At 72.1% G+C, this 12,875-nt stretch carries 13 protein-coding genes; 7 read left to right on the top strand and 6 right to left on the bottom strand.

Annotation, left to right across the window (positions count from 1 at the left end; translation table 11 throughout):
* Window positions 1-27: 27 nt before the first annotated feature.
* Window positions 28-402, top strand: a complete 375-nt coding sequence (locus ACFUJY_RS33215; RefSeq protein ID WP_383306562.1) for a F0F1 ATP synthase subunit epsilon — start codon at window positions 28-30, stop codon at window positions 400-402.
* Window positions 403-543: 141 nt separating this feature from the next.
* The gene (locus ACFUJY_RS33210; protein WP_020207372.1) at window positions 544-990 is read left to right on the top strand and encodes a DUF2550 domain-containing protein; all 447 of its coding nucleotides are present in this window, start codon (window positions 544-546) and stop codon (window positions 988-990) included.
* Between the two features lie 144 nt (window positions 991-1,134).
* Here the strand turns inward: ACFUJY_RS33210 and ACFUJY_RS33205 are convergent, their stop codons facing one another.
* From ACFUJY_RS33205 to ACFUJY_RS33195, 3 genes are all read right to left on the bottom strand, one after another.
* A complete protein-coding gene (locus ACFUJY_RS33205; protein WP_383306560.1) occupies window positions 1,135-3,018 on the bottom strand; it encodes a glycosyl hydrolase family 18 protein in 1,884 nt (627 codons plus the stop codon).
* Window positions 3,019-3,196: 178 nt separating this feature from the next.
* On the bottom strand, window positions 3,197-3,847 hold the full coding sequence (locus ACFUJY_RS33200) for a response regulator (protein WP_383306558.1): 651 nt from the start codon (window positions 3,845-3,847) through the stop codon (window positions 3,197-3,199).
* The gene (locus ACFUJY_RS33195; protein ID WP_383306556.1) at window positions 3,844-5,031 is read right to left on the bottom strand and encodes a sensor histidine kinase; all 1,188 of its coding nucleotides are present in this window, start codon (window positions 5,029-5,031) and stop codon (window positions 3,844-3,846) included. Before ACFUJY_RS33195 ends, ACFUJY_RS33200 begins: the two co-directional genes overlap by 4 nt.
* A gap of 94 nt (window positions 5,032-5,125) precedes the next feature.
* Between ACFUJY_RS33195 and ACFUJY_RS33190 the strand changes: the two genes are divergently transcribed.
* The gene (locus ACFUJY_RS33190; RefSeq protein ID WP_383306554.1) at window positions 5,126-5,671 is read left to right on the top strand and encodes a hypothetical protein; all 546 of its coding nucleotides are present in this window, start codon (window positions 5,126-5,128) and stop codon (window positions 5,669-5,671) included.
* On the opposite strand, the gene ACFUJY_RS33185 is transcribed toward ACFUJY_RS33190, so the two are convergent.
* The 3 genes from ACFUJY_RS33185 to ACFUJY_RS33175 are packed head-to-tail and all read right to left on the bottom strand — an operon-like array spanning window position 5,668 to window position 7,799.
* Window positions 5,668-6,240: a cob(I)yrinic acid a,c-diamide adenosyltransferase gene (locus ACFUJY_RS33185; RefSeq protein ID WP_383306552.1), complete on the bottom strand. Its 573-nt coding sequence runs from the start codon at window positions 6,238-6,240 to the stop codon at window positions 5,668-5,670. The genes ACFUJY_RS33190 and ACFUJY_RS33185 overlap by 4 nt on opposite strands.
* A 13-nt stretch (window positions 6,241-6,253) precedes the next feature.
* Window positions 6,254-7,003 carry an ABC transporter permease gene (locus tag ACFUJY_RS33180; RefSeq protein ID WP_383306550.1) on the bottom strand — a complete coding sequence of 250 codons (750 nt, stop codon included), beginning with the start codon at window positions 7,001-7,003 and terminating at the stop codon, window positions 6,254-6,256.
* A gap of 16 nt (window positions 7,004-7,019) precedes the next feature.
* Window positions 7,020-7,799, bottom strand: a complete 780-nt coding sequence (locus ACFUJY_RS33175) for an ABC transporter ATP-binding protein (RefSeq protein ID WP_383306548.1) — start codon at window positions 7,797-7,799, stop codon at window positions 7,020-7,022.
* 80 nt (window positions 7,800-7,879) lie between these two features.
* Here ACFUJY_RS33175 and ACFUJY_RS33170 point away from each other — a divergent pair, with 80 nt between their 5' ends.
* From ACFUJY_RS33170 to ACFUJY_RS33155, 4 genes are all read left to right on the top strand, one after another.
* Window positions 7,880-8,521, top strand: coding sequence for a TetR/AcrR family transcriptional regulator (locus tag ACFUJY_RS33170; protein WP_383306546.1), 642 nt, complete (start codon window positions 7,880-7,882; stop codon window positions 8,519-8,521).
* A gap of 132 nt (window positions 8,522-8,653) precedes the next feature.
* Window positions 8,654-9,502 carry a 3-hydroxyacyl-CoA dehydrogenase family protein gene (locus ACFUJY_RS33165; RefSeq protein WP_073964852.1) on the top strand — a complete coding sequence of 283 codons (849 nt, stop codon included), beginning with the start codon at window positions 8,654-8,656 and terminating at the stop codon, window positions 9,500-9,502.
* A 238-nt stretch (window positions 9,503-9,740) separates the two neighbouring features.
* Window positions 9,741-10,064, top strand: a complete 324-nt coding sequence (locus ACFUJY_RS33160) for an STAS domain-containing protein (RefSeq protein WP_383306543.1) — start codon at window positions 9,741-9,743, stop codon at window positions 10,062-10,064.
* Window positions 10,065-10,310: 246 nt separating this feature from the next.
* Window positions 10,311-12,785 carry an ATP-binding protein gene (locus ACFUJY_RS33155; protein WP_383306541.1) on the top strand — a complete coding sequence of 825 codons (2,475 nt, stop codon included), beginning with the start codon at window positions 10,311-10,313 and terminating at the stop codon, window positions 12,783-12,785.
* Window positions 12,786-12,875 lie beyond the last annotated feature (90 nt).

Raw genomic sequence — 12,875 nt, 5'->3', positions numbered from 1 at the left:
GCCGGGTGGTGACCCGAGGAGCCACCCTTGGCTGCTGAGCTGCACGTCGAGCTGGTCGCCGCGGACCGCAGTGTCTGGTCCGGCGAGGCCACCCTGGTCGTCGCGCGCACCACGTCCGGCGACATCGGCGTCATGCCCGGTCACCAGCCGCTTCTGGGTGTGCTGGAATCGGGCCCGGTGACGATCCGTACGAGCGAGGGCGGGACCGTCGTCGCCGCGGTGCACGGCGGTTTCATCTCGTTCGCCGACGACAAGCTCTCGCTTCTCGCGGAGATCGCGGAGCTTGCCGACGAGATCGACGTCGAGCGCGCGGAGCGTGCGCTCGAGCGTGCGAAGTCGGACACGGACGCCGCTTCCGAGCGGCGCGCCGAAGTGCGACTGCGTGCGGTGGCGGCACACTAGCCACCTCACGACATGGCTTTACCCTCAGCCGCGGCCCGTTCCGGAGACCCCTCCGGACCGTGTCGCGGCTGAGGCGATGCAGATGCAGATGACGCATGGACGGACTTCCGTCCACTCGACGACGCGAGGAGGTCGGTGGAGATGTACCTCGCGCTGTGGGTGGGCGGACTGGTCGTCGCACTGGTCGCGCTGGGACTCTTCGTCTTCGGTCTGCGCCGGCGGCTGATTCAGCGCTCCGGCGGGACCTTCGACTGCAGCCTCCGGTGGAACGTACCCGAGGAACCCGACCTGTCCGGCAAGGGATGGGTGTACGGCGTCGCCCGGTACAGCGGCGACAAGGTGAACTGGTTCCGGGTCTTCAGCTACTCGCCGCGTCCGCGCCGGGTCCTGGAGCGGTCCGCGATCGAGGTCGTGGCCCGTCGCATGCCGGAGGGCGAGGAGGAGCTGGCGCTGCTCTCCGACGCCATCGTGCTCGGCTGCCTCCACCGGGAGACCCGCCTGGAGCTGGCGATGAGCGAGGACGCGCTGACCGGCTTCCTCGCCTGGCTGGAGGCGGCCCCGCCCGGCCAGCGAGTCAATGTGGCCTGAAGAGGGGCTCGCTGGAAGGGGGCACCTCCCGGACGGAGTCCGGGGGAGGGTCGATGTGGCCTGAGCCGCGCAGCGCATACGAAAACCGGGGAGACAGGGGGCGGACCTGTCTCCCCGGCGTTTTCGGGGGGTTGAGCCTCGGGGTTACTTGAGGCCGGTGTTCATCGCGCTCACGAGTTCACCGTTGCTGGTGTCCCCGCTGAACTCCCAGAAGAACGCGCCTCCCAGGCCCTGGTTCTTCGCCCAGGCCATCTTCGACTTGATGGTGGCCGGGGTGTCGTAGCTCCACCAGTTGGTGCCGCAGTGGGCGTACGCGGTGCCGGCGATCGTGCCGGTCGTCGGGCAGGTGTTCTTCAGGACCTTGTAGTCCTCGATGCCCGCCTCGTACGTGCCCGGGGCGGCGCCGGTGGCGGTGCCGCCGGGCGCGTCCTGGGTGACGCCGGTCCAGCCGCGGCCGTAGAAGCCGATGCCGAGCAGCAGCTTGGACGCGGGGACGCCCTGGACCTTCAGCTTGGCGATGGCGTCGGCGGAGTTGAAGCCGTCGATCGGGATGCCGGAGTACGAGTTCAGCGGCGAGTGCGGGGCGGTCGGGCCCTTCGCGTTCCAGGCGCCGAAGAAGTCGTACGTCATCACGTTGTACCAGTTGAGCGACTGCGCGGCGCCGGCGTAGTCCGCCAGGTCGATCTTGCCGCCCTCGGAGCCGTCCGCCGTGATGGCGGCGGTGACCAGGTAGTCCTTGCCGAACTTGGTACGCAGCGCCGAGGTGAGCTTCTTCAGCGCGTCCGGGCCGCTGGTGTCACAGGTCAGGCCGCAGGCGTTGGGGTACTCCCAGTCGATGTCGATGCCGTCGAAGACATCGGCCCAGCGCGGGTCCTCGACCAGGCTGTAGCAGGAGTCCGCGAACGCGGCCGGGTTCTGGGCCGCCTGGCCGAAGCCGCCGGACCAGGTCCAGCCGCCGAAGGACCACAGCACCTTGATGTGGGGGTACTTCGCCTTCAGCTTGCGCAGCTGGTTGAAGCTGCCGCGCAGCGGCTGGTCCCAGGTGTCGGCGACGCCGTCGACGGACTGGTCGGCGGTGTACGCCTTGTCGTAGTCGGCGTAGGAGTCGCCGATGGTGCACTTGCCGCCCTGGACGTTGCCGAAGGCGTAGTTGATGTGCGTGATCTTCGCGGCGGAACCGGACGTGTCCAGGTTCTTGACGTGGTAGTTGCGCCCGTAGACGCCCCACTCGGCGAAGTATCCGAGGTTGACCTTGTCGCCGGTCTCGTTGCCGCCGTCGTCACCGCCGCCGGTGGTGTGGACCTTGACCGCGCCGCTGACCGGGCCGGTCTGGCCGGCGGTGTCCCGCGCCTGCACGCTGTACGAGTAGTCCGTGCCCGCGGTGAGGCCGGTGTTCGTGTACGTGGTGCCGGTGACCGTGGCGACGACCGAGCCGTCCCGCAGGACGTCGTAGTTCTTGACGCCCTTGTCGTCGGTGGCCGCGGTCCAGCTGAGCTTCACCGAGGTGTCGGTGATGCCGCTCGCGGTGGGGGTGCCCGGCGCCGAGGGGGCGTTGTCGCCGGGAACGGTGGGACCGCCGTCGCAGGAGGCGCCGTTCAGCGTGCAGTTGGTGGCGGCGCCGCCACCGGAGCCGGTGCCGTTGAATCCGAAGGAGACGCTGGCGCCGGGGGCGATGGTGCCGTTCCAGCCGACGTTCTTGGCGGTCCAGTGGTTGCCCGAGTGGGTGACGGTGGCGTCCCAGGCGGAGCCCACGGAGGTGCCGCTGGGGAAGTCCCACTCGATGCTCCAGGAGCTGAGGGACGTGGTGCCGGTGTTCTTCACCGTCCACTGGCCCTCGAAGCCGGTGCCCCAGTCGGACTTCTTGAGGTACGTGGCGGTGGCGGAGGTCGCCGCCTCGGCGGGGGATGCCAGGCCGACCATCGCGGCCAGGGGAAGGAGCAGTGCGGAGAGGCCCGCTACGGCTCTGGTTCTGGTGGCTCGACCGGACCCGAGTCTGAATCGGGTCCGGCGGGGGGTCTCAGTGCTCAACGGTGCTCCTCGGGTGAGGTCCGGACATACGGGGTGGTCCGTGAACTGCAACCCTGCGCCGCCCTGAGCCCGCTTTTGTCATGGCAGGCTCACCGCAGTGTGTTCGGTGAGATTAAGAAGGTCTGGACCAATCGTCAAGAGGTCTGGACCAAAGATCGTGATCGTTCGCGAATAAACCTCAGACGCCCAACTCCTGGGCCAGCACGGCCGCCTGGACCCGGCTGCGCAGTTCCAGCTTCCCCAGCAACCGGCTGACGTGCGTCTTCGCCGTCGCCTCGGCCATGGCGAGCCGGTCGGCGATCTCCGCGTTCGACAGCCCCTCGCCGAGGCACCCCAGCACCTCGCGCTCCCGCCGGGTCAGCGCCTCCAGCACCGAGGCGTCCGGAGCGTCCGCCGCCCGTGCGGAGGCGGTCCCCGCGAACTCCGCGATCAGCCGCCGCGTCACGGCCGGCGCGATCAGCCCCTCGCCGCGCGCCACCGTGCGCACAGCGTCGAGGAGTCCGGCCGCCTCGGTGTCCTTCAGCAGGAACCCGGAGGCCCCCGCCCGCAGCGCCCCGAACACGTAGGCGTCCAGGTCGAACGTCGTCAGCACCAGCACGTCCGCCAGGCCCTCGCCGGTCACCTGCCGGGTGGCCGAAACCCCGTCCAGGCGCGGCATCTGCACGTCCATCAGCACCAGGTCCGGCCGCAGCTCCCGGGCCAGCCGCACCGCCTCCTCGCCGTCCCCGGCCTCCCCGACGACCTCGATGTCCGGCGCGCTGCCCAGGATGAGCACCAGCCCCGCCCGCACCGCCGTCTGGTCCTCCGCGACCAGCACCCGGATCGTCATGACGTCCCCCTTCCTTCCTCCGCGGGCAGCTCCGCCCGCACCCGCCAGACTCCGTCCTCCGGCCCCGCCGCGAACTCCCCGCCGAGCAGCGCCACGCGTTCCCGCATCCCCACCAGACCGGCCCCCGACCCCGGCGCGCGCGGCCCGGGCCGGTCGCCGAGCGCACTGGTCACCTCCACCGTCAGCACCTCCGCCGCCCGAGCGAGCCGCACCGCGACCCGGCCCGGCGCCGCGTGCTTGAGCGCGTTGGTGAGGGACTCCTGCACGATGCGGTACGCGGCCAGCTCGACGGGCGCCGGCAGGGGCCCGGACCCGGCCCTGGTGTCCTCCAGGACGCAGGTCAGCCCGCCGGCCGCGGCGGCGGCACGGTGCTGCTCGACCAGGGCGTCCAGCGAGCCGAGCGTCGGCGAGCTGCTGGGCTCCGGATCGGCCGCGCCGGTGCGCAGCAGCCCGATCAGGCGGCGCATTTCGGCCAGACCCTCGACGCTGTTCTCCCGGATCACCCCGAGGGCGGTGCGGGAGGTCTCCGGGTCGCCGATGGAGAGCGCGGCGGTGGAGTGGATCGCGATCGCGGACAGGTGGTTGGCGACCAGGTCGTGCAGCTCGCGCGCCATCCGGGCCCGCTCGGCGGTGACCGCCTGGGTGCGGTCCATCTCGGCGAGCAGGGCGGTCTGGTCGGCGCGCAGCCGGGCGGTCTCGGCGGCGTCCCGGTGGTTGCGGACGCTGACTCCGGTGAGGGCGGGCACGAAGACCACGAGGGCGGTGACGATGCCGATGAGCAGGGCCTCGGGGCTGCGGAACCAGGCGAGCGAGCCGATGGTGACGACGAGGGAGATCAGGAAGGTGATGACCGGGAGGCGGCGGGCGGCCGTCGGGGTCCCGTACAGCACCGCCGCGTACATGACGTCGGTGTACATCGCCACGGTCGCCAGGTTGCCGTGGGTGCCCTGGTCCGCGACGAGCGCGAGGGTGCCGATGCCCAGGGCGGTGCGCGGCGCGCTCCTGCGCAGCAGCTCCGCCGCCGACATCACGACGAGCGGGACGAGCGGCAGGCGGGTGTCCCCGAGGACGTCACCGGCCCGCATGTACAGGTTGAGCAGCCACAGCACCAGTCCGCCGAGCAGCCCGGAGACCGCGATGAGCACGTCGTCGCGGTGGGGGCGGGGCAGGTCGGGTGTCGGCACTACATCGAAGTATGCAGTCAGGTCTCGTCACCTGGGCCGACGATCCGGGCCCGCGCGGCGGCCAGGCTGGAGGGGAACGCAAAGGAGCGGACCCGTGATCGTCACACTCATCGTCGCCTGCGAGATCGCCTTCTGGGTGCTGCTGGCCGCCGGCCTGGCGCTGCGCTACGGGGCGCGCAGGCCGCGCCTGGGCGCCGCCGTGCTGCTGTGCGAACCGGTGCTGGAGCTCGTCCTGCTCGCGGTGACCGCCGTGGACCTGAAGAACGGCGCCGAGCCGGACTGGAAACACGGCCTCGCCGCGGTCTACATCGGCTTCACGGTCGGCCTCGGGCACTCCACCATCACGTGGGTGGACGCCCGCGTCGCGCACCGGTTCGCCGGTGGCCCGCCCCCGGTGAAGCCGCCGAAGTACGGGAAGGCGCGGGCGGTGTACGAGTGGAAGACCGCCGCCCGGTGGTGCGTGGCCGCCGCGACCGCGCTGGCGCTGCTCCAGGCGGCCGTCTGGTACGTGGGCGGCGACGGGGACGTGAGCTCGCTGCGCTCGTGGCAGCGGACGATGCTGCTGGTGATCGGGATCAACCTGGTCATCGCGGCGAGCTACACGCTGTTCCCGAAGCGGGTGCCGGGCCCGCGTTCCTAGCGTTCGCCGCCCGGCACCCACAGCACGTCGCCGACCTCCTTGTTCGCCACCCGGGCCAGGATGAACAGCAGGTCCGAGAGGCGGTTGAGGTAGGTCGCGGTCAGCGCGTTCATGACCTCGCCGTGCACCTCCATCGCCGCCCAGGTGGAGCGCTCGGCGCGGCGGACCACGGTGCACGCCTGGTGGAGCAGCGCGGCGCCCGGCGTACCGCCCGGAAGGATGAAGCTGCGGAGCTTCTCCACCTGTTCCAGGTAGTGGTCGCAGTCGGCCTCCAGCTTGTCGATGTACGACTGCTCCACCCGCAGCGGCGGGTATTTCGGGTCCTCGACGACCGGAGTGGACAGGTCCGCGCCCACGTCGAACAGGTCGTTCTGCACGCGGACGAGGACCTTCACGACGTCCTCGTCCAGCTGCCCGAGGGCGATCGCGGTACCGATGACCGCGTTGGCCTCGTTGGCGTCGGCGTACGCGGAGATCCGCAGATCGGTCTTGGCGGTGCGGCTCATGTCGCCGAGGGCGGTGGTGCCGGTGTCGCCGGTACGGGTGTAGATGCGCGTCAGATTGACCATGCGGCCACCCTAGTTATGCCCCGGCCTTCCGGAAGACACGTGTGCCCGCCGTCACGGCCGACGCGGCGAAGCCCAGGGCGACCAGCACCCCGTACAGCATGTGCCCGGTGGCGTACGAGCCCGCGTAGGCGTCCCGCACCGCGTCCACCAGGTAGCGGAACGGCGTGAAGTGCGAGAGGACGTCCAGCCACTTCGGGCCGAGCGTCATCGGCAGCATCAGGCCGGACAGCAGCATGGCCGGCATGGTGAGCGAGTTGATGACGGGCCCGAACTCCTGCGGCGTCGAGACCCGCATCGCGAGCGCGTACGAGAGCGAGGCCAGCGAGACCGTCAGCAGGCCGACGAAGGCGAAGCCGATCAGCACCCCGGCCAGCGGCGCCCGCAGTCCCATCGGCACGGCGACGAGCACCAGCAGCACCGCCTGGAACACGAACAGCAGCGCGTCCCGCAGCACCCGGCCCAGCAGCAGCGCCGCCCGGCTCACCGGGGTCACCCGCATCCGCTCGACGACCCCGGTCGACTTGTCGATGATGAGGCCGAACCCGGCGAACGAGGCGCCGAACAGGCCGAGCTGGAGCAGCAGCCCGGGCACCAGGATCTGCCAGGAGCCGACGTCCCCGCCGAGCGGCAGCCCGGTGAGCAGCGGGCCGAAGAAGAGCAGGTAGAGCAGGGGCATCAGGATGCCGAAGAGGATCTGGAACCTGGAGCGCAGGGTCTGGCGGGCGTAACGCCCGAAGACCAGCGCGGTGTCGTGCAGCAGCATGGCGTTCCTGAGGGGGTCAGACCGCGAGGGGAGCGGTGTCGGCGGCGGGGGCGCGTCCGGTGAGGGCCAGGAAGGCGTCCTGGAGCGTGGCGTCGGGCGAGCCCGCGTACCGGGTCTTGAGGGCGGCCGGAGTGCCCTCCGCCGCCACCAGGCCGCCGTCGATGACGACGAGCCGGTCGGCGAGCGCGTCCGCCTCGTCGAGGTAGTGCGTGGTGAGCACCACGGTGGTGCCGTGCGCGTCGCGGAGCCGGCGCACCAGGTCCCAGAGGTCGGCGCGGCTGCCCGGGTCGAGCCCGGTGGTCGGCTCGTCCAGGAAGAGCACGGCGGGGCGGTGGGTGAGCCCCATCGCGATGTCCAGGCGGCGGCGCTGGCCGCCGGAGAGGGTCGCGGTCCGCCGGTCGAGCAGCTCCGACAGGCCGAGTTCCCGGGCGAGTTCGGCGGCCCGGGCGATCGCCGCCGCCTTGCCGAGCCGGTACATCCGGCCCTGGGTGACCAGCTCCTCCCGCACGGTGGTGTGCGGGTCGACGCCCCCCGACTGGGCGACGTACCCGCACTGCGCGCGTACCCCGGCCGGGTCGGCGACCAGGTCGCGGCCGGCGACGGTGGCCGCGCCGCCGGTGGGGGAGAGCAGCGTGGTGAGCATGCGCAGGGTGGTCGTCTTGCCCGCGCCGTTGGGGCCGAGCAGGCCGACGATCTCGCCGGCCGCGACGGTCAGGTCGAGGCGGCGGACGGCCTCGACGGGGCCGGACTTGCCCATGAAGGTCCGGGCGAGCCCGGACGTGCTGATGACGGTCATGCGCCCCACGAAAACAGAGTCACTGAAAAAATGCAATGACCCCAAATTTACAGGGACACCAGACGATCTACGATGGGCCCATGGCTGAGGGACTGAGGGAGCGCAAGAAACGGCAGACCAGGCAGCACCTCTCGGACGTGGCCACCGGCCTCTTCCTGGAGCGGGGCTTCGACGCGGTGACGATCGCCGAGATCGCCCACGCCGCCGATGTCTCGGTCAACACCGTGTACAACTACTTCCCCGCCAAGGAGGACCTGTTCCTGGACCGGAGCGCGGGGGTCGTGGAACGCCTCTCGCGGTACGTCAGGGGCCGCGACCGGGGCGAGTCCGCGGCCGACGCCGTGCTGCGGGAGCTGCGCGTCCAGGTCGAGAGCGTGTCGCCCACCGTCGGCCTGATGGAGGGGTACGCGCGCTTCATGCGGGTCATCGAGGAGGCCGACAGCCTCAAGGCCCGCCTCTGGCACATCCAGCAGGAGGCCGCACAGCACCTGGAGGCCACCCTCGTGGAGGTGAGCGGCGCCGGGGCGGGGGACCGGACGCCCGTCCTGGTGGCCGGTCAGCTCTCCTGGGTCCACGGCACGCTCATGGGGTACATCGGGCAGGAGATGGTGGCCGGCCGCCCGCCCGCCGAGGTGTCCAGGGACGCGCTCGTCCTGCTGGACGACATCGAGGACCTGCTGGGTGAAAAGGTGCTCAACTACGCCCGCCGCGCCACCGGATGACGGCCCCCGGTGTGATGTCCGTCATTTGAGACGTGACGCGCATCTCTTCACGGCCCCAGCGCCCGCCCCGGGTACTAACCTCCGCCGGAGGGCATGGACCAGAACCAGCGACATATACAGAGGGGTGCCAACGTGGCCAGGAAGCTCGCCGTCATCGGAGCCGGACTCATGGGGTCCGGCATCGCGCAGGTCTCCGCCCGGGCGGGCTGGGACGTGGTGCTGCGCGACGTCACCGACGAGGCCCTGACCCGCGGCCGCGACGGCATCAAGGGCTCCTTCGACAAGTTCGTCGCCAAGGGCAAGCTGGACGCGGCCGACGCCGAGGCCGCGCTCGGCCGGATCACCACGACCACCGACCTCGACGCCGTCGCCGACGCGGACATCGTGGTCGAGGCAGTCTTCGAGAAGCTGGAGGTGAAGCACGAGATCTTCCGGTCGCTCGACAAGATCGTCCGGGACGACACCGTGCTCGCCTCCAACACCTCCGCCATCCCGATCACCAAGATCGCGGCCGTGACGGAGCGCCCGGAGCGCGTGGTCGGCGTGCACTTCTTCTCGCCGGTTCCGATGATGCAGCTCTGCGAACTCGTACGCGGCTACAAGACCAGCGACGAAACCCTCGCCACCGCGCGGGAGTTCGCCGAGTCCGTCGGCAAGACCTGCATCGTCGTCAACCGCGACGTGGCCGGCTTCGTCACCACCCGGCTGATCTCGGCACTCGTGGTCGAGGCCGCCAAGCTGTACGAGTCGGGCGTCGCCACGGCCGAGGACATCGATGTCGCCTGCAAGCTCGGTTTCGGCCACGCGATGGGGCCGCTCGCGACCGCGGACCTCACCGGCGTCGACATCCTGCTGCACGCCACGAGCAACATCTACACCGAGTCGCAGGACGAGAAGTTCGCCGCCCCGGAGCTGATGCGCCGGATGGTCGATGCAGGTGACATCGGGCGCAAGAGCGGGCAGGGCTTCTACACCTACTGATCATTTTCGGTCCGGTCCGGCTGATTCACTGTCAGCCAGGCCGGGTGCCGTTCGGGGGAACGCCGTCCGGAACCACCGGATACACCAGCGTTCGCGACGGTCCCGCATCACTCCTCGGAGTGAATTCGGTATCGGTTCGCTTACAGACGGCAACTACCCTGTCGCTGCCGCAGTCAGTTGGGGCAGAGACAGTTTCGGACAGACGGACCGGGCCACGGAGCATTCCAGGGGAGCGCATATGCACATCAGGGGCGACCACGCCGAGCTGGTCGTCGGGGGCCGCCTCGACGTCCGAAGCGCGGCGGACGCCCGTACGGTCCTGCACTCCGCCCTGGACGGCGGCGTCGGCGATCTGGTGCTCGACCTGACCGAGCTGGATTCGTGGGACGCCACCGGTCTCGGCGTCATCATGGGCGCACACCGCAGGGCCGGGCGCGCCGGACGGCGCCTCGTGCTGCGCGGCGTGCCTCCGCAGATGCAACGCCTGCTGGTGGCCACCCGGCTGCACCGCATCCTCGCCATCGAGGGCGGGATCGCGGCGGAGTCCCTGCCCCGCGTCTGAGGGCCGTACGGGAACACCCCGTGCCCCCTCGGTGACCGTACGGCGAGGAGGCACACAATCCTCACGAGACCGTGATCTCGGGGCGGCGCGCCACCCCGGATGGTCGTGGATACTGTGCGAAGGTTTAGGGTTCGGCCGTCTGCCGATTGACGGACCCGACCCGGCGGACACCGGACCGTGGGCGGCATCTGGACGTGCGAGGCCGGGAGGGACAACCGTGCTCGACGCGTCTTGGGGGCTTTGGCGATGGACCCGATACACCGGGGGCCGGAAGAGTTCGGCAACGACAGCAAGGACTTCGCCGAGGAGGCCGGCCGGCGCCGTCCTTCGCGCGATCCGCTGACCCCGGATTTCGGTCAGCAAACACCGCAGCAGGTGCGGATGGTCACCCTCGTCGCCGGCGATCTGACGCTCACCGTCAACCCCGTCGACGGCAGCGAGGTCGAGGCGTGCCCGCCCGGCGAGCGGCCCGCCGCTCCCGTCCGCCGCACTCCCGTCGAGCGCACCGCCCGCGCCCGCGCGGCGGCTCCCGCCGTGCCGCCCGGCCCGCCCGTTCCCCAGCTGCCGCTGCTGCGGCGCGAGGAGGAACGCGAACGGCTGACCCGCCTCCTCGCCCGCGGCCGCTCCGTCCGGCTCACCGGACCGGCGGGTTCCGGCCGAACCGCCCTGCTCGACGCCGTCGCCGCCGACTGCGCGGACTTCGCGCCCGACGGGGTCGTCCGCCTCAGCGGCCACAAGCGCACCGCCACCGACTTGCTGTACGCGCTCTTCGACGCCGTCCACGACGCCCCCCTGTACCGGCCGGACCGGGCGCTCCTGCTGGAGACGCTGCGCTCGACCGGGGCCGTCGTCGTCCTGGACGACCTGGAACTCGGGGGCGCCGCCCTGGACGAACTGCTCGACGCGACCCCCGAGTGCGCCTTCCTGCTCGCCGCGACGCCCGAGGTCGCCGCGCCCGGCGCCGACTCCGCCCTGGAAGAGGTCTTCCTCACCGGACTCGACCGGGCCACCTCCGTGGACCTGCTGTGCCGGGTGGCCGAACGGCAGCTCACCGAGGAGGAGGCCAACTGGGCCGGAGACCTCTGGTTCGAGTCCGAGGGGCTGCCGCTGCGCTTCGTCCAGGCCGGTGCGCTGCTGCGCCAGCGCGACCAGCTGCGGACCGACGCCACCGCGTACGACGAGTACGGCTATCTGGAGAACCGGCCCGCCGACGCGCCGCCCGCGCCCGAAGCGGCCGACGCCCCCGACGTGCCGCTGCCCAGCCTCGGCGAGGGCGCGGCGCCCGCCGCCCTGCTGGCCTCCCGGCTGAGCGACGCCGCCCGGGACACGCTCCGGTTCGCGGTGGCCCTCGGCGGCGAGGTGCCGCACCAGGCCCACCTGCCCGCGCTCGTCGGGGACACCCACGCCGACGCCGCCCTCGGCGAGCTGGCCGGCTGCGGGCTGCTCTCCCCGTCCGGCTCCCGTTACCGGCTGGCCGCCGGGGTCCTGGCCCAGCTGGCGGCCGCCGGGTACGAGGACGACGCCGTCGACCGGGCCCGCACCGCCGCCCAGCACTACGCCTGGTGGACCGGGCACCCCTCGGTCACCCCCGAGCGGGCGACCGCCGAGGCCGACGCGATCATCGCCGCGATGGGCCGGCTGGTGCCGGGGGAGGGCGCCGGAGGGACGAGCGCCGCCGTCCTTCTCGCCCGCAGCGCGGCGCCCGCCTTCGCGGCCGGGCTGCACTGGGGAGCCTGGGAGCGGGCCCTGCGGATCGGCCAGGAGGCCGGCCGGCTCGCCGGGGAGGTCGCGGAAGAGGCGTACTTCCACCACGAGTTGGGCGTCCTCGCGCTCTGCACCGGTCACCCCGACCGGGCCAGGGCCGAGCTCGAGACCGCCATCAGCATGCGCGGGGCGCTCGCCGACAAGAGCGGTGCGGTGTCCGGGCGGCGGGCCCTCGCCCTGGTCGAGGACCGGGCCGGGGGCGGCCCGGCGACGGGGGACGACGGGGCGTTCGCCGCGTCGCCGCCGCTGGGGGTGCCGGCCGTCGTCCCGGTCCCGATGACGAGCGCGTTCGCCGACACCGCCGTGGTGCCCCGGCAGGAGCCGATGACGGTGCCGGTGACCGCGCCCGCGGCGGGCGGCGGCAAGGGTGCGGCGCGGGGCGGGCCGCTGGCCCTCATCGGCGGGGCCCGGCGCAACCTGGTCGCCGCCGGGGCGGGGGTGCTGCTGGCCGGGGTCCTCGGCACGGTGGTGACGCTCGGCCTGACGTCGAGCAGCGACCCGCAGGGCGGCGCCGGTACGTCGACCGAGCAGGAGGCGCCGGACGACGACAGCATCTACGACACGGATGTGGAGACCGGGGAGCCGGCGGACGGGCCGTCCACGAGCGGGGCGCCTTCGGGGCCCGCCTCCGCGTCGCCCTCGGCGACGCCCTCTCCGACGGGGAGCGGGTCGGCGCCGGCGGCCGGTGACGCGTCGCCTTCGGCGACGTCCTCGGCGCCGGACACGCCGTCGTCCCCGGGGTCGCCGTCGTCGCCGCGCGCGACGGGGTCGTCGCCGAAGCCCTCGTCGTCTTCGCCGACGCCCACGAAGACGGTCACCAAGCCCACGCCGACGGAGACGGAGACGGAGACGGATTCCCCGAGCCCGGAGGAGCCGGACCCGGAGGAGCCGCCCACGAAGCCGGATACGCCGGAGCAGGCGAGTGGGTCCACGGGTGCGGCGAGCGAGGTCCCCTAGGGCCTGTCCGGCGGATCTTCGTGGAGCAGCCCGCGGCGTCTGGTGCGTGCTATCGGCGCGCGCCCGCATCACCCTCGTACTGGACGTACT

It is taken from the genome of Streptomyces sp. NPDC057249, assembly GCF_042669245.1.
Lineage (GTDB): Bacteria > Actinomycetota > Actinomycetes > Streptomycetales > Streptomycetaceae > Streptomyces.
Note: the sequence above shows the minus strand (reverse complement) of the source record. Positions and strands in the feature narration are given on the sequence as shown.